At 66.2% G+C, this 15,948-nt stretch carries 11 protein-coding genes; all 11 read right to left on the minus strand.

The genetic code is table 11. The annotated features are described in order from the left end of the window. The 11 genes from HL671_RS04405 to HL671_RS04455 all read right to left on the minus strand — a co-directional run bounded on the left by HL671_RS04405 (position 1) and on the right by HL671_RS04455 (position 15,055). The gene (locus HL671_RS04405) at positions 1 to 1,872 is read right to left on the minus strand and encodes a bifunctional sugar phosphate isomerase/epimerase/4-hydroxyphenylpyruvate dioxygenase family protein (protein ID WP_172235709.1); all 1,872 of its coding nucleotides are present in this window, start codon (positions 1,870 to 1,872) and stop codon (positions 1 to 3) included. Then, positions 1,869 to 2,606: an ABC transporter ATP-binding protein gene (locus tag HL671_RS04410; RefSeq protein ID WP_172235710.1), complete on the minus strand. Its 738-nt coding sequence runs from the start codon at positions 2,604 to 2,606 to the stop codon at positions 1,869 to 1,871. Before HL671_RS04410 ends, HL671_RS04405 begins: the two co-directional genes overlap by 4 nt. Before the next feature lie 11 nt (positions 2,607 to 2,617). Then, complete coding sequence (locus tag HL671_RS04415; protein WP_012045992.1) at positions 2,618 to 3,361, minus strand: ABC transporter ATP-binding protein; 744 nt, start codon at positions 3,359 to 3,361, stop codon at positions 2,618 to 2,620. After that, positions 3,358 to 4,356 carry a branched-chain amino acid ABC transporter permease gene (locus HL671_RS04420; RefSeq protein WP_172235711.1) on the minus strand — a complete coding sequence of 333 codons (999 nt, stop codon included), beginning with the start codon at positions 4,354 to 4,356 and terminating at the stop codon, positions 3,358 to 3,360. The genes HL671_RS04415 and HL671_RS04420 overlap by 4 nt, the downstream gene beginning before the upstream one ends. Continuing rightward, complete coding sequence (locus tag HL671_RS04425) at positions 4,353 to 5,228, minus strand: branched-chain amino acid ABC transporter permease (protein ID WP_172235712.1); 876 nt, start codon at positions 5,226 to 5,228, stop codon at positions 4,353 to 4,355. Before HL671_RS04425 ends, HL671_RS04420 begins: the two co-directional genes overlap by 4 nt. Positions 5,229 to 5,303: 75 nt before the next feature. After that, positions 5,304 to 6,443 carry an ABC transporter substrate-binding protein gene (locus HL671_RS04430; protein ID WP_172235713.1) on the minus strand — a complete coding sequence of 380 codons (1,140 nt, stop codon included), beginning with the start codon at positions 6,441 to 6,443 and terminating at the stop codon, positions 5,304 to 5,306. A gap of 78 nt (positions 6,444 to 6,521) precedes the next feature. Next, positions 6,522 to 7,403 (minus strand): shikimate dehydrogenase, encoded by an 882-nt coding sequence (locus tag HL671_RS04435; RefSeq protein WP_172235714.1) that lies wholly within the window; start codon positions 7,401 to 7,403, stop codon positions 6,522 to 6,524. Positions 7,404 to 7,526: 123 nt separating this feature from the next. Beyond that, positions 7,527 to 8,468 (minus strand): LysR family transcriptional regulator, encoded by a 942-nt coding sequence (locus tag HL671_RS04440; RefSeq protein ID WP_012045997.1) that lies wholly within the window; start codon positions 8,466 to 8,468, stop codon positions 7,527 to 7,529. A gap of 31 nt (positions 8,469 to 8,499) precedes the next feature. After that, positions 8,500 to 12,276 carry an AsmA family protein gene (locus HL671_RS04445; protein ID WP_172235715.1) on the minus strand — a complete coding sequence of 1,259 codons (3,777 nt, stop codon included), beginning with the start codon at positions 12,274 to 12,276 and terminating at the stop codon, positions 8,500 to 8,502. 170 nt (positions 12,277 to 12,446) lie between these two features. Further along, on the minus strand, positions 12,447 to 13,679 hold the full coding sequence (locus tag HL671_RS04450; protein WP_172235716.1) for a cytochrome P450: 1,233 nt from the start codon (positions 13,677 to 13,679) through the stop codon (positions 12,447 to 12,449). A gap of 71 nt (positions 13,680 to 13,750) precedes the next feature. Beyond that, complete coding sequence (locus HL671_RS04455; RefSeq protein WP_012046000.1) at positions 13,751 to 15,055, minus strand: MFS transporter; 1,305 nt, start codon at positions 15,053 to 15,055, stop codon at positions 13,751 to 13,753. Between the last annotated feature and the right edge of the window lie 893 nt (positions 15,056 to 15,948).

Consider the following 15,948-nt stretch of genomic DNA (forward strand, 5'->3'; position numbering starts at 1 on the left):
CTACAGCCGCGGCATCGTGTCGGGCCGCACCTCGCGGGCCTGGGCCGCAAGACGGATCGCGGCATTGGCTGCGCCAAAACCCTGATAGTTGCGCCGCTGCACGATCTCGAAGAAGAAGCGCTCCTCGAAGATATGGGTGTAGACCTGGAAGAACTCCGCGTCGCCGTCCCGGTCGTAGAGGATCTCGTTGGCGCGGAGCGCCGCGATGGTCTCGGGCGCGAGATCATATTTGGCTTCGAGATCGTCGTAGTAATTGTCGGGAATGTCGAGGAAGCCGGCGCCGCGGGCGCGCATCTCGGCCACGGCCGCGAAGATATCGTCGCAGGAGAAAGCGATGTGCTGGACGCCGGAGCCGAAGAATTCGGAGATGAAGCGCGACGACAGCGTCCGCGTCGCGGTCGAGCCGTTAAGGATGAAGCGCAGGCTGCGATCGCCGTTGACGATCGCCTGGCTCTGCACGAGGCCCCTTGGATCGGCGATCTCCATCTGCGGCAGGCGGGAGAAGTCGATGAGCCCCGAGTAGAACAGCAGCCAGGACAGCATCTCCTCGTGCGGCATGGACTGCGCAATGTGATCGACCGCAACGAGCCGGTCGGCCCCCGCGTCGCTGGTAACAGCCTCGAAATCGACGTCCCAATGCCGGCCGTGCGTGTCGAGGAAATACAAGAGACTGCCGCCGACGCCGTGGATCGCCGGGATCTCCAGCTCTCCCGGACCGACCGGCTGCACGAAGGTGCGGGTCTTCAAGGACTGCGCGCGCGCCATGGCGCGGTCGGCGCTGTCGACGTCGAGTGCCAGCGCGCAGACGCCGGGTCCGTGCGTCACGTAGTGCGAATGCGCAAAACTTGCCGGCTCGCAATTGATCACCAGCTCGACCGCGCCCTGCGTCCAGCGCTGCACCGCCTTGCTGCGATGGCGTCCGGTGTTGCGGAAGCCAAGCTGGCCGAACAACGTCGCCAGCGACGCCGCCTTGTCCTCGCTGACGGCGAACTCGACGAAGCCGATGCCGTGGCTCTTGACGCGGGGCTCGAAGCGCGGCTCGGACGCAGCCGGCATCGTCCCGGCCAGATCATCCTGCAGCAGCAGCAGCGAACGCATACCGTCGAGCGCGGTACGCGGCGCAGAACCTGCGCGGAACTGGTCGTTGAAGATCTCGAGCGACAGCGGCCCGGAATAGCCGGTCGCCGCCACCGCCTCCATGAACGCGCCAACCGGGAGGTCGCCCTGCCCGGGGAAGCTGCGGAAATGCCGGCTCCAGGATAGCACGTCGAGCTCGAGCTTCGGAGCATCAGCGAGTTGCACGAGAAAGATCTTATCGGCGGGGATGGCGCGGATCGCGTCGGTCGGCAGCGCCGGTGCCAGCGCGTGGAAGCTGTCGAGAATGACGCCGATCGCCTTGTGATCGGCGCGGCGCACGATCTCCCAGGCGTCACGATAGTCATGGACGTGGCGGCCCCAGGCCAGCGCCTCGTAGCCGACGCGCAGGCCGCGCTTGGCGGCGCGCTCGCCGAGCTCGTGGAAATCGGCGGCAGCACGGTCGATGCCGCCGAGCGAGGCCGGCGACACGCTGCTGCAGATAAGCAGCAGATCCGTGCCGAGCTCCTGCATCAGGTCGAATTTGCGTTCGGCGCGGTTGAAGTTGCGCGCGCGCTGCGGCTCCGGCATGCCCTCGAAATCGCGGAACGGCTGATAGGCGCAGATCGACAGCCCCAGGTCGCGGCACATCTGCCCGATCTCGCGCGGGCGCACCCCGAACGCAATCAGGTCATTCTCGAAGATCTCGACCGCTTCAAAGCCTGCCGCGGCAATCGCCTTGAGCTTCTCGTCGAGCGCGCCTGAGATGGAGACCGTCGCGATCGAGCGCGTGTTCATGCCGCCGTCTCCTCCATTGCTCCGCCCAAGAACAATTGCCCGATCCGCGGATCGGCCAGCACGCGGTCGGCCTTGTCGATGATGCGGGTGCGGCCGAGTTCGAGCACGATCCCGTAGTCGGAGATCTCCAGCGCCGAGCGCGCATTCTGCTCGATCAGCAGCACCGAAACGCCGCGATCGCGCAGCTGCTTCAGCATGTCAAAGGTCTGCTGCACCATCAGCGGCGACAGGCCGATCGAGGGCTCGTCGATCAGCACCAGCTGCGGTTCGAGCAATAGCCCGCGCGCGATCTCGAGCTGCTTCTGCTCGCCGCCTGACAGAGTCGAGGCCTGCCGGTCCGCCTTCTTGCGCAGCACCGGAAAGACGTCGAGCGCCGCCTCGATTCGGGCGGGAAGATCGATGCTGGCCGGCGCAGCGACACCGCCGAGCTCGATATTGTGCCGCACCGACAGCTCGCCGAAGATGTTGCGGCCTTGCGGGATGTAGCAGATTCCGGCGCCGAGCAGCGCGCGCTGGCTCAAGCCCGTAACGTCGCGGCCCTTGAACACCACCTTGCCTTCGCGCAGCTTCAGCAGGCCGAAGATCGCCTTGAACACGGTCGACTTGCCGGCACCATTCGGTCCGATGACGGTGGTGATCGATCCCTTCGGCACCGAGAACGTGGTGCCGTTGAGGATCGTCATCTTGCCGTAGCCACCGACGAGGTTCTGGACGTCGAGAATGGGATCGCTCATCGCCTGGTCCCTCAATGTCCGAGATAGGCTTCGATCACGGCCGGATTGGCCCTGATCTCGTCGGGCTTGCCGATCGCCAGCACCTTGCCCTCCGCCATCACCATGACGCGCGAGCACAGCGACATCACAAACTCCATGTTGTGCTCGATCACGACGAAGGTGGCGCGGCGCTCGCGGTTGATCGCGATCAGCCGCTCCTTGAGGTCGCCGAGCATGGTCGGATTGACGCCGCCGGCGGGCTCGTCGAGCAGCACCAGCCGCGGTCCGCCCATGAAGGCCATTGCCGCATCGAGCAGCTTCTGCTGGCCGTAGGACAGGCCACCGGCCGGCTCGTTGGCGAGATGCTCCAGCTTGAAGAAGCCGATCATCTGATCGGCGGTCGTGGTGAGGCCCGCATCCGATGGCCCGAACAGGCGCGACAGCATGCTGCCGCGATGCTCCTGGCCGGCAAGGATCAGATTGTCGCGCACCGACAGCTTTGGGAACACCTGCAGCAGCTGGAAGGTGCGGCTGACGCCGAGACGGTTTAGATCAGCCGGCCGCTGTCCGGTGACGAGCTTGCCGTCGACCCTCACCTCGCCGGCGCTCGGCACGAGCTGGCCGAGGATGCAGTTGAACAGCGTCGACTTGCCGCAGCCATTGGGACCGATCAGGCCGAGGATCTCGCCTTCCTGCACGTCGAAGCTGACGCCGTTGACGGCGGTGATGCCGCCAAAGCTCTTCTTGACGTCGCGAACATCGAGGACTGCGGTCATCGAGCGGCCTCCAGCTTGGATTGGGCGGCGGCGCGCAAGGCCGACGCCGCCTGGGTCCGCCGCGAGCTGAGATAGCGGTCGAGGATGCCGAGGATGCCGCTGGGCGAATAGATTAGCAGCACGATCACGGCCGCCGCGTACAGCATCAGATAATAGCCTTCGGCAAAGCGCAGCCACTCCGGCAGCAGCACCGCGATCATGGCGCCGAGGAACGGCCCGAGCATGAAGCCGGAGCCGCCGACGATCACCATCATCAGGAGATCGAGCGAGAGCTGCAGGTTGAACGGAACGGGATCGACATATTGCGTCAGCGGCGCATAGAGCACGCCGGCGATGCCGCCGAGCGCGGAGCCGATCGCGAACGCCATCAACGTGTAGCGACGGGTGTCGATGCCGAGGGACTGCGCCCGGATGGGATTCTCCCGCAGCGCCATGAAGGCGCGACCCCAGGGCGAGCGGATCAACCACCACATTGCGAGCGTGACCAGGCCGAGCGAGCCCAGGCAGAGATAATAGAACGGCAACGGCTTGCGGGTCGGGAAGCCGAAGATCTCCGGGCGGGGAATGTTGCTGATGCCGTAGATGCCGTTGGTGAGCCAGCTCTCGTTGCGGAACACCAGGAACATCAGGGTCGAGAAGGCGAGTGTGACGAAAGCGAGATAATGATGCTGCACGCGCAGCGCCGGATAGCCGAGCAGCCAGCCGACGATGAAGCAGATCACGATGACGAGCCCGAGCGCGGATATCAGCGGCCAGCCATGCGTGGTCAGGATCGCCGCGCCATAGGCGCCGATGCCGACGAAGGCGCCCTGCGCCAGCGACACCTGCCCGGCATAGCCGAGCGTGAGGTTGAGGCCCATCGCCGCGATCGTCATGACCGCCCACTGGCTCAGGATGTACAGGCCATAGCGGTTGAAGTTCATCGGGATGATGATCAGGCCGGCAATGACGATAATCGCCAGCGCGACGAGGAGCAGTCTGCTGTGCTTGCTCATACCGTGCGCTCCTCGGCTCGTCCGAGCAGGCCCTGCGGCCGGAACAGGATCATCAGGATCAGCAGCAGCATCGGCACGGCGGCGCGATACTGGGTGGAGACATAGGCGGCGGCCAGATTGTCGACGACGCCGATCAGCAAACCGCCGGCGATGGCGCCACGCACCTGGTTGAAGCCGCCGACGATCGCGGCGATGAAGGCCGCCTGCCCCAACACCTCGCCGCTGGAGAATTTCGCCAGATAGATCGGCGTGATCAGCACCGAGGCCAGCGCCACCAGCACGGCGTTGATCAGGAAGGTCAACAGGATCATGCGCTCGACGGGCACGCCGATGATCCGCGCCACCGTCGGGTTCTGCGCCGCCGCCTGCATCTGGTGACCCAGCGAGGTACGATTCAGCAACGTGGTCAGGCCGACGACGGCCAGGATCGCAACAGCGAGCACGCCGAGGCTCTGCAGCGAGATCGCGCGGCCGAGGATGGACACATCGCCAACCGGCACGATCGAGGGGAATGGTGAGGCCTCGGCGCTGAAGAACTGCTTCACCGCCTCCTTGATCCCGATCGCCAGCGCCATGGTGGCGATCGCCAGCGGCAGCACGCCATGCCGCAGCATCGGATCGACCAGCAGCATCTTGAAGGCGAGACCGAGCAGCAGCGCCGACAGGGCGATGCCGACGAGCACCGCGAGCCAGAACGGCGCGCCGAGATGCATCACCGCGAGCATCAGGAAGGCCGGCAGCATCACGAACTCGCCCTGGGCGAAGTTGATGGTCTGGGAGGTCTGCCACAGCAAGGTGAAGCCGACGGCGACGAGCGCGTAGATGGCGCCGGTGGCGAGCCCCGCCACGATCAGGTCGAGCAGATTGGACATGGTTTCCCCGTGAGCCCTTGGGTGACGGCGGCGCCGGACATCACCCCTCCAAGCGCCGCCGATCCACCGGTGTCCTCAGTTGAGTTTCGGCAGCACCTGCTTCACCACCTGCTTGCCCTCGACCACCTCGACCAGGAAGCCCTGGCGATCGATGTCGCCGTTCTGGTCGAAGGTGACATCCATCAGGATGTTCGGCTCGGCCGACGTCTTGATGGTCAGGCCGTGCAGGGTATCGGCGAACGCCTTGGAGTCGACCTTGCCCATCTTCTCGGTCGTCGCCTTGACCATGTAGATCGCAAGGTAGCCCTTGAGACCATTATGGTCGGGCACGTAGTTGTACTTCTTCACGAAGCGGTCGCGGAACGCCTTGACGGCCTCGACCGGCGCATCGGTGGTGAGGCCGACATGGCCGCGCGCGCCGTTGGCGGCGTCGCCGGCGAGCTCGATCACCTTCTGGCCGACCAGCGTGGTCTCGCCGATCAGCGGCGCCGTCACGCCCTGGCGCTTGATCTCCTTCAGGATGCGCGCGCTCTCTTCCTCATTGACGTAGATGAAGACGGCGTCGGGCGCCGCGGCCTTGATCTTGCTGACGTCGGCCGCAAAGTCGGCCTGGCCGGCTTCGGTCGACAGATCGGCCGCGACCTTGATGCCGAGGCGGTTGAACTCCTTGGTGATGACGTCGCGTCCACCGCGGCCGAAATCGTTGTTGACCCAGACCACCGCGACCGACTTCGCCTTCAGCTCGTCGTTGATGTATTTCGCGACCTTCGGCATCGACGATTGCTGGCCGAATGAAGTGCGGAACAGGAACTTGTTACCGGCCTGCGTGAGCTCCGCTGCCTCGCCGCCCATGATCTGGGTGATGCCGGCTTCAGCGGCCAAAGGTGCCGTGACCTTCACCGAGCCCGAATAGCCGGGCCCGAGCAGCACATAGGGCTCGCCGTCGAGCGCCTTCTGCACCTGGGCCCGCGCGACGCCGGGGTTGGATTGCGAGTCAGCGTGGCTGACCTCGATCTTGCGGCCGAGGATACCGCCTTTGGCGTTGATCTCCTCGACGGCGAGGTCGATGCCGTTTTTCCAATTGTTGCCGACGGTGGCGCCGCCGCCCGAGAGCTCGGCGACATCAGCGATCTTGATGGGCGCGCCGGATTGCGCGTAGGCAGCTCCGGTGAGCAGCGCGGCCGAGCACAGGCCAGCCAGGATGATCAATCTCACGTTGTTTCCTCCTCTGCTTTAAACGCTTGTTTGCGTTTCTTGCTTGAACGAATGGTCCGGCGCGTATTGACCGCCGGCTCAGGCGGCGTCAACCGCCGGATATCTCTCTGCCATGTGGTTGTCGAACGCCTCCCCCATTGCCTCGGTCGAGGGGGCGAGCCCGGTGAACAGCTCGAAGGCGTCGGCGGCCTGGTAGATGGCGAGTTCGCGGCCGAGCAGGACCTGCGCTCCCCTCGCTTTGGCGGCCTTCAGCAGCGGCGTCCACAGCGGTGAGTAGACGGCGTCGGCCACCCAGAGATCAGTGCGCAACAGATGATCGGGGACTGGCGTGCCGCGGTTTGGCAGCATTCCGATCGGCGTCCCATTGACGACACCGGCCGCGCCCTGCAGCGCCCGCTCGACGCTATCGACAACCACGGCTCCGGTGCTCGCAGGAAGCAGACGCGCAAGCCGCTCGGCGCGGGCGCGTTCGGTGTCATAGATGCGCAGCCCGGCGACGTTGAGGTTCGCAAGTGCGAAAGCAATCGCCTTGCCGACGCCACCAGCGCCGATGAGCGCCACGGCACCGCGACCGGTCTGGCTCAACAACGGCGCGACCGCGCGCTCAAAGCCCGTGGTGTCCGTATTGTGCCCGATCAGCCGGCCGTCGCGCACAACGACGGTATTGACGGCGCCCATCGCGGCCGCCTTCGGTGCGAGTTCGTCGAGCAGTTCGACCACGGCTTCCTTGTAGGGGTAGGTCACATTGACACCGGCGAAGCCCAGCCGGCGCACGCCTTCGAGCAGCGTCGCAAGGCCCGCCCGGTCGGCACCGGCGACCTCGATCAGCTGATAGTGGCAGCGGACGCCGAGCGCCGCCGCAGCGTGTTCGTGCATCGCGGGAGACGCCGAATGCGCGATCGGTGCACCGATCAAGCCGGTCAGGAATTTGCGGGCTTTGAGCGCGGTAAAATCAGGCACGTTCGCTTCAGTCTCTGCTGCCGCCTCGCGCGATCGCCGCACGAGCGATGAATGATGCGGCGGACGATAGCGCCTCCATCCGCTAACACAATTACCCAATTATCCGCCGAACCTAACATCATGTTATCTTTTGCCGGCAGGCGCCTTGGCAGGCTTCGCCGCCGCGCGGCGGCCCGGCTCCACCGCGCGCATCTCGGCGCGCAGGCAATCGATGAAGTGCTCGGCATAGAGCGACAAAGGCGTTCCACGCTTGACGGCGATGTAGGTGTCGAAACGGGTCGGCTCGGCGATCTTGATGAGCTCGATGCCAGGATAGCCGCCATGCGCCACCGTGAACTGGTCGATGACCGCGATGCCGAGCCCGGCCTTCACGAGCGCACAGACCGTGGTGCCGAAGCGCGCCTTGATCGAGATGTTGTAGCTCAGCCTGTTGCGCGCGAAGATCTCCGCCATGATCCGGCCGTAGGGATCGTTGGGATCGATGCCGATCAGCGGATAGCGCGTCATCTCGGCGGCGGAGACCTGCTTGCGGCCGGCGAGCTCATGGCCGGGCGGGACGATGCAGAACAATTCACCCGACGCCAACGGCAGGAATTCAAGCGCGGAATGGTCGAGGCGGTAGCTCATCGCCACGCACTCGCCTTTGCCCAGCATCAGATAGTCGATCGCCTCCTCGATCTTGAGGATGTTGATGTCGATGCCGAGATCGGGATAGCGGCGGCGGACGCGCTCGATCGCGCGCGGCACCATGACCTGGGAAATGCTGGGGACCGAGCCGATGCGCAGCTCAGACAGCGCGCCGCGACCGATATTGGAGATGATGTAGCTGAGATCGTCGACCTTCTCGTAGACGCTGTTGATCTGCGCGAAGATGTTCTGCGCCTCGGGGGTCGGGAAGTAGCGACCGTTCTGGCGCTGGAAAAAGCGGATGCCGAGCGAGCGCTCGGTGTATTTCACCAACCGGCTGACGCCCGGCGCCGACACCTTCAACAGCCGCGCCGCGCCATTGATGGTGCCCGTCACCATGACCGCGCGGATGACCTCGACCTGGCGCAACGTCATCATCGGCGCTGCCCCTCCCCGACGCGCGTGGTCGTCACGGGCTGCCCGGCGGCGTCAACACGACCGGCGGACGCGGCAAGGGCCGGGGCCGCGGCGGCAGCGCACCGGGCGCAGGCTTGATCTCGACCGGCGGCGGCAGCGGAGCAACCTGCGGCTGGCTCGATGCCACAGGGGCGGCCGGCGCAGGGGCCGTTGCGGGAGCCGAGAGCGGCGCGGTCAGCGGCGGCACCGCCGCGCGCGGACCGCCCAGCCTGGCGCGCGGATCGCGCCGCGGATCACGTCCGGGCACCGGCACGTCGGCGGCATTGGGCGGGACCGGCGCGACATCCGGACCACCCGGCAGCGACGCCGTCGACGACGGATAGGCCGGCGGCGCCTCGCCGCGCGCGATCGCGTCCAGACGGCGCGTCTCGCGGTCGATCGCACGCACGGCAAGCCAGGAGGACAGCGAGGTGACGTCGACCGCGCGCGTCAGCGTATCGGGCGTGCCGACCGCAAACAGCTGAACCTCCGGCCGGCTGTTGGAGCTGCCGACCGTGTTAGAGCTGAGGCTGGCGCGAATGTCGGCCTGATCGGCCGGGATATCGAAGCCGCCGGAGACGATCGCGCGCGCCCCCTGGGCTTCCAGCGGGGTGGCGCCGACGCGCAGCCGGCCGTCGCGGATGATGAACGGGATCTGAGCCGAAGCAATGGACAACGTGCCCGAGCTCAGCGCCGGCTCGACGACCTGCCGGAGCTTGCCGTCATCGCCGAGCTGTCCCGCATCGGCGGCGCGCAAGGCCGCATCGAACGCCCGCGGATCGAGATTTGGAATCGCCGCATTGTCGAGTGTGACAGTGCCATTGCCCGACAGCGCGCTCACGAGTCCCTGCACGCTGCGCCCCTCGGCGGCGAGCGCCATCTGGGCCGACACCTTGCCGGCCGGCATCTTCAGACTGCGATAGCGCAGTGCGTTGCCGTCGATGCCCGCGAGCTCGACGCGCCCGTTCAGAACCAGCCCATTGGCGTTGGAACGCGCCTCGACGGTCGCGGTCACATCGCCGCCGCCGAGCTTGCCCTTGAGATTTTCGATCGTCAGCGACTGCCCGTCGCTCGCGACGGCGCCACCGAGGGGCCGCAGCTCGGTGCCGTTGAAGACAGCGCCGCTCAGAGCCTGGAACGACACCCGCCCGCGCCAGCCTTTCAAGAGGCCCGGGCCAAGCGGCGCGGCCGCGTCTTGGCCGGCCGCGCCGACCAGCACCGAAAACAGCTGCGGGACATCGAGCGCATCGAGCCCGAGTTCGCCGTCGATCTGCTTTTCATCGTCCAGGTTCATCGCGAGACGACCGCGGAGCCGCGAGCCGCCGACCGTGCTGTCGATATCGTCGAGGGTCACGCGGGTGCCGGAGAGACCGAGCCGGCCGAACAGCCGGACGTTCTGGGCTGCGCTGTCCTGGGGCTTCAGCCCAACCAGCGGCGCCAGGTTGACGCTGCGCAGGCGCAGATTCGCCGTCGCCTTGGTGAACTCTCCCCATGGCTCGATCGTCCCCTGTGCGTCGCCGTCGAGACCCGCGCCGGACAGCTTGGCATTGACGCGCAACGGCGCGCGCCAGCTGCCGCTCACGCTCGCTTCGAACTGCGCCGGGCCGTTGCCCACCACTGCAAAGCGGTCGAGGCCGAGCAGCGCGAGCACCAGATGGCCCTGCTCCGATGACAGCCGGCTCTCGATGCCGAGCTCGGTACGGTCGATCGCATCGACTTCGAAGCTGCGGAGTGCTGCCGCCGACGGCTTTGCCGTCAGGGTCGCCGAGCCCTTCAACTGCGGCGCATCCAGATCGAGCACGGCTTTCGCCTGGCTGCGCTCGAGGTTCGTCGGATCCTTGGCGAGATCGAGCGTGAGCTTCAGCCGCGCCGCGCCCGAGGGGATGCTCAAGGCATCGAAACGGGCGGCGATCCTCGGCGCGATCGGCTGCACCAGCGACGTGATCTCCTTCAACGAGCCGGCCATCGAGGTCAGGACCAGCCGTCCGGTCGCGTCGGCGCGATCGAACCGGCCGGAGCCCTCGCTGCTGACGCCGCCGCTTTGGCCGAATTTGAGCTGATCGAGAGCGATCGTCTTGGGATCGTAGGAAAAGCGCGTCGTGAGCGGACTGAGCTCCTGGCCGCTGATCTTGGCGCGGCCGATGTCCAGCGCCACGCTGGCCTCGGTTGGCCACTCGCCCGAGGCTCCCGCGAGCGAACGCGCCACCGCCAGCGCAGCATCGAGGTCGAGCCTGTCACCCTTGAGCGCCGTTTCCAGCCGGGAGCCCGCTCCGGCGGCCTTGGTGATCAGCGCGATGCGTCCATCGACGGACCCGCCGTCAATGTCCGCCTTCAGACTATCGATGGCCACCCGATCCGGCGCCACGCTGATATCGCCGCGCAGCCGCAGCGGACGCTGAGTGCGGTAGGTGGTATCGCTGCGGCCCTGCATCCAGGCCACCAGGGCGTCAGGCTCCGATGATGAAAGGTCGAGCGCGCCGGAGAAGCCGGACGTGACCGCGGTCGAGATGCCGATCGTGCGGAACGTCAGATGCGTCGCGCCGGGCGCGCGCAGATCGACCTTTTCCAGGCTCCATGCCGTCGTCTCGTTGTGCAGGTCGGCGGTGAAGTTCTGCACCGGGCGGCCCGACAGCATGATCTGCTCGGTGGAGAATTGCACATTGGCGGGGAGCGGCAGGGTCGGCAGCTGCGCGATCCAGTTGCGCAAAGCCGGCAAGACGCGGGCCGGCGCCATCGCGCGCCTGTCCTTCACATCGCCGCCACCGGAGAGCAGCTTGTCGGCATCGAGCTGGCGCGCAGACAGCGTCGCGCGCAGCATCGGTGCGGCGCCAAACCGCACGTCGCCGCTGCCGGTGAACTTGAGTGAGCGATCCTCCTCGCCGAAGGTCACCTCGATCTGGTCGAGCTTGGCCGCGGTCTGGTCGCCTCCGACCTTGGCGGCGATCCGCCACGGCGTCGCGCCCGCCGCCACGGCCGGGCTGCTCTTGGCGGACGGCGGATTGGCCGATTGCGGCTTGGCCGAGTCGCCCGCGGCGAGCTTGTCCTTGCCGTCGCCCTGCTCCTTGGGCGGCGAAGACAGCGTGAGCGCGCCCTCGAACCGCGGCGAGCGGTTGGGAAAGCTGATCAGACCTTCGACATCGGCGATGACGGCACGCTCGCCCGGGTCGATATTGAGGTGGACGCGCAGGCCGCCGGACTCCTTGTCCTGGCTCGACGACACCCGGAACGGGAAACGGGCGCCGCGGATCGAGACCGCACCGTCGCCGCGCAGCGAACCGGCCAGCGAACGCACGTCGCCGGAGAAGACAATATCGGTCAGCTCGAGGGTCGAGCGGCTGGCGGCGTCGTGCAGAGCGACCCGACCGGTGAGATTGAAGCGATCGATCGCCAGCGCGGCCAGGTTGAACCGGCCCGAGGCGGCCGGCAGGTCGACCTGGCCCTTGGCGTCGAGCCCGAGATCGGCGGCCATTCCGCCGATGGTGAGTTCATTCGCCTTCCACTCCCCGCGCATCAGATCGCCGAGGCTGAACTCGACGTCCAGCTTGTCGGCGCGCAGCTTGCCCAGATGATTGGCGCCGCCGAACGTGACCTGTCGGAGCCGCAACGTGGGAGTTGGCAGCAGCCGTGCGTCCAGCGCACCGGCGACCCGCACGGGCACACCAATGATCTTGCTCGCCTCGGCCTCGAACTGCGGCCGGAACTGGTTCCAGTCGACGAAGAACGGGCCGATCAGCGCAGCAAGGAGCGCAAGGATGAAGGCAATCGCCAAGCCGAGCAGGGTTGTCTGCACGGGGTCTCCCTCAAAGGACAACGCTCCGGCGTCCCAACCTTCAAACCAATGCGGCAGCGGGCCCACTGGCTTCGATACCGGAGCGCTGCATCATATAGGATTAAGTATGGCGAAGTCACAGCGCTGTCGGTATTTCCGGGGGCGTTGCACAAGTCCGTTCGCGAAGATGGTTACCAGTGCGCCGGCAGCCGCTTGAGACCGCGCAGCACGAAGGTCGGCCGCCATTCCGGGTTGTCCGGATCGTCCAGCTTCAGCTCCGGCAGGCGCCGCAGCAGGGTTCCGATCGCGACCTCGGCCTCGATGCGGGCGAGCTGCGCCCCCAGGCAATGGTGGATGCCGCCGCCGAACGAGAGCGGCTTGACATTCGCCCGGGTGATATCGAGCTGCTCCGGAGCGTCCGGATAAACAGCCGGATCGCGGTTGGCCGAGCCGAGCAGGCACAGCACGGCCTCCCCCTTCGGGATTCGCCGGCCGCCGAGATCCTCGATATCCTCGAGCGCCACCCGCCCGGTCAGTTGCACCGAGGAATCATAGCGCAGGAACTCCTCGATGGCGTTGGTGATCAGCTCCGGCCGCGCCTTCAAGAGCGCCAGCTGGTCGGGATTGCGATGCAGCGCCAGAAGGCCGTTGCCGATCAGATTGACCGTGGTCTCGTGGCCCGCCCCGAACAGCAGGATGATGTTGGCGGTGAGCTCCTCATGGCTGAGCTTGGCGCCGTCCTCCTCCGCCTGCAGCAGCTGCGTCGTCAGGTCGTCGCCGGGATGTTTCCGGCGCAGCTCGAACAGATGCTGGAAATAGGCGGTCGACACGGCATTGCCGGCATTGCCCTCGGCGATTTCGGCTTTCGACAGCGGCACCGGATCGAGCAGGCGGCCGCCTTCGCGCGAGCTTCTGTAGAAGGCCTCGCGATGCTCCTCGGGGATTCCCAGCATGTCGCAGATCACCGTGACCGGCAGCTTGAAGGCGAAGTCCTCGATCAGGTCCATGCGGCCGTGCGGGATCACCTCGTCCAGCGTGCGGTCGACGATCTGCTGGATCCGCGGCCGCATGTCCTCGACCCGCCGCGCCGTGAACGCCTTCACCACGAGGCCGCGCAGCCGGGTATGATCCGGCGGATCCTGCTGCAGCATCCAATGGCTCATGCTGCGGAAGACCGGCTCCTGCATGATCTCAGGACCATAGCGCCGGATCGAGCGATCGACGAAGTCCTTGCCGAAGCGCTTGTCGCGCAGCACGAGGCTCGCTTCCGCATGGCGGCTGGCGAGAACCGAGCCGAACGGCGTCACATGCATCGGGTCGTTGTCGCGCAGCTGCTGATAGAAGGGATAGGGATCGCGGATGAATTCCGGCGACAGCGGGTTGAACAGCGGTGCGGCCTTCGCGGCCTCAACGAGCTCGTTCATGTGGTCCCTCTCCCAGATTAGACCGATTAGTTCACGGCCGCGCCGTTATGACAAGTCGACCAGATCACACATCATGCGGCAGTCCCGGCCACCGTCTTTAACCTGTGCAATTGGCCCGCGACGAGGCGGACCCGGCGCGGCGCGGCGATCCAGACCGCAGCCGCAGAGACGAAGGCGCCGACGAAAGCGATCACAAAGCCAGGCGTGTAGCTCAGGGTGTGATCATACAGCACCCCGGTCACCCAGGGACCTGCGGCACCGCCGCACAGGCCGATCAGCATCAGGGTTCCGAAGATGCTGCCGAAATGCGCGCCCTGAAAGATTTCGAGCGCGACCGCGCCCATCACCGAGGTGAGGCCATAGCCAAGTGCGCCCTGCGTCGCCACCATCACATAGATGAGCAGCAGCGACGGCGCGGCCTTGAGCGCGATCAGCGCGGCGAAGCAGATCGCGAAACCGAGACAGCCGAGCCCCCACACCGCCTCGCGGCCGAGCCGGTCCGACAGATGACCGAGCGCGATCTGGCCGGGAATCCCGAGCAGGCTGACGGCGCCGAGCGCCCACACAGCAACGCTCGAGCTGAAGCCGATCTCGAGCAGATATTTGGTCTGATGCACCTGCACCGCGTACCAGACGTAGAGCCCGAAGAAATAGCCGAGCGCGAGCCACCAGAACCGCGTCGTGCGCAGCGCACGCGCCAAGGTCCAATCGACGCCGGCCCAGGCGGCGTCGACGACGTTGGAGACAGGCTTGGCTGCGTTGGCGAGCGGCGCCGCATCGCCGTCCGGACGCAGGCCGATTTCCTCCGGCTTCTTGCGCAGCAGCAGATTGATCGGCGCGAGCACGACCAGCACGACGAGGCCCATCGCCGTGCAGGCGGCGCGCCAATCGGTCTGGGCGATCATGTGCTGCACCCAGGGCAGCAAGGTCATCGAGCCGATGCCGACGCCGGCGAATGCGACGCCGATCGCGAGCCCGCGGCGGCGGATGAACCAATTGGGCAGGAACAGCGATTGGCCGGAATAGCCGAGACACACGCTGCCGGCGCCGACCATCACGCCGATCGTGACGTAGAGGTGCCAGGGCTGCGAGGTCAACGGCGCCAGCAACAGGCCGCCGGCCATCAGCGCGACGCCGAGTTCCATCACCGCCCGCGGGCCGGTGCGATCCATCAGCCGTCCGATCAGCGGACTGACGATGCCGGAGACGACGAAGCCGAACGAGAACGCCCCCGCCGTGACGCCCCGCTCCCAGCCGAACTCGGCGATGATCGGCGGATAGAACAGCGAGAAGGCGGTGCGCGCATTGACGCCGATCGCCATGGTTACGAAGGTCACGGCCACGATGACCCAGCCATAATAAAACGGCAGGCGCATTGTTGTTGTTTTCACTCCCTGGTGGATCCTTCGCAACATTTGCATGCGAATGGGTCAAGGACTTTCTGCGCAACGGCCGTCCCGGTCATTTACCTGCGAGGTCATGTGTGCGGTGCACTGCACCCGGACGTCCCGTTCTAAGGCCAATGGCATTGTCCCGTCGCTCCTTCGCGCGTGACATGGCGCGCTGGCGTCTTCGTCCTCATCAATAATCGCAAACAGCACGATGAGCGTCGTCGCTCCCGCGGCGCCAACAGCGTCCGAGTTTTTCTGAAACGTCACCCTCATCGAGAAAGAGGGTGCAGGGAAGGCCAGGCCTCGGCTGAGGCCTGCGGCCCGCCTGCGGAAAAAAATGCAGGCGGCAGGTACCACAGGTTCAGCCGAGATCGCCCGGCCCTCCCTGCGCGATGGTCTTCACGATTATACGCAGTCGCCCTGGTGCGCCGGGCTTGTTGGCCACCATATCGCGACAATGCGCTTCTCGCGCATTGCGCTGGACACCAGCATCGGGGTGTCAGGCCGCTGCGATTTCACGTCCGCAAGACATTCGTTCGTCGGCATGCTCTTCGAGCCTGCTGCAAACACCTCACGGCCACCGCTCCCCGCCTCGCGTGTCGTGACGATCGCGCGCAACGCCCTCCAAAGTGAGGCGGGATGCGCGAAAAGATCGCGGTGATTTGCTCGACGACACAAGCGAAATCGCCTGCGACATAATAACCCGACGGGCAGACGGCACTCTGCCGTCATGGTCTGGCGTCCTTCCACTTCGCGTGCCGCGAAGCGATTTCGACGAAGATGACGTGCTGGAGGATCAAATCGCCTTGACGCTTTACACAGTCGCCAAATAGGCTGGCGCGGCTTTGGCCGGCAACAGATACTGAACAGCAGTCACG

It is taken from the genome of Bradyrhizobium denitrificans (assembly GCF_013179005.1).
Taxonomy (GTDB): Bacteria; Pseudomonadota; Alphaproteobacteria; order Rhizobiales; family Xanthobacteraceae; genus Bradyrhizobium; species Bradyrhizobium denitrificans.

Coding starts and splice junctions, on each gene's coding strand:
- HL671_RS04405 (WP_172235709.1), bottom strand. CDS start 1,872: ATGAACACGCGCTCGATCGCGACGGTCTCCATCTCAGGCGCGCTCGAC.
- HL671_RS04415 (WP_012045992.1), bottom strand. CDS start 3,361: ATGACCGCAGTCCTCGATGTTCGCGACGTCAAGAAGAGCTTTGGCGGC.
- HL671_RS04410 (WP_172235710.1), bottom strand. CDS start 2,606: ATGAGCGATCCCATTCTCGACGTCCAGAACCTCGTCGGTGGCTACGGC.
- HL671_RS04425 (WP_172235712.1), bottom strand. CDS start 5,228: ATGTCCAATCTGCTCGACCTGATCGTGGCGGGGCTCGCCACCGGCGCC.
- HL671_RS04455 (WP_012046000.1), bottom strand. CDS start 15,055: ATGCGCCTGCCGTTTTATTATGGCTGGGTCATCGTGGCCGTGACCTTC.
- HL671_RS04420 (WP_172235711.1), bottom strand. CDS start 4,356: ATGAGCAAGCACAGCAGACTGCTCCTCGTCGCGCTGGCGATTATCGTC.
- HL671_RS04450 (WP_172235716.1), bottom strand. CDS start 13,679: ATGAACGAGCTCGTTGAGGCCGCGAAGGCCGCACCGCTGTTCAACCCG.
- HL671_RS04440 (WP_012045997.1), bottom strand. CDS start 8,468: ATGATGACGTTGCGCCAGGTCGAGGTCATCCGCGCGGTCATGGTGACG.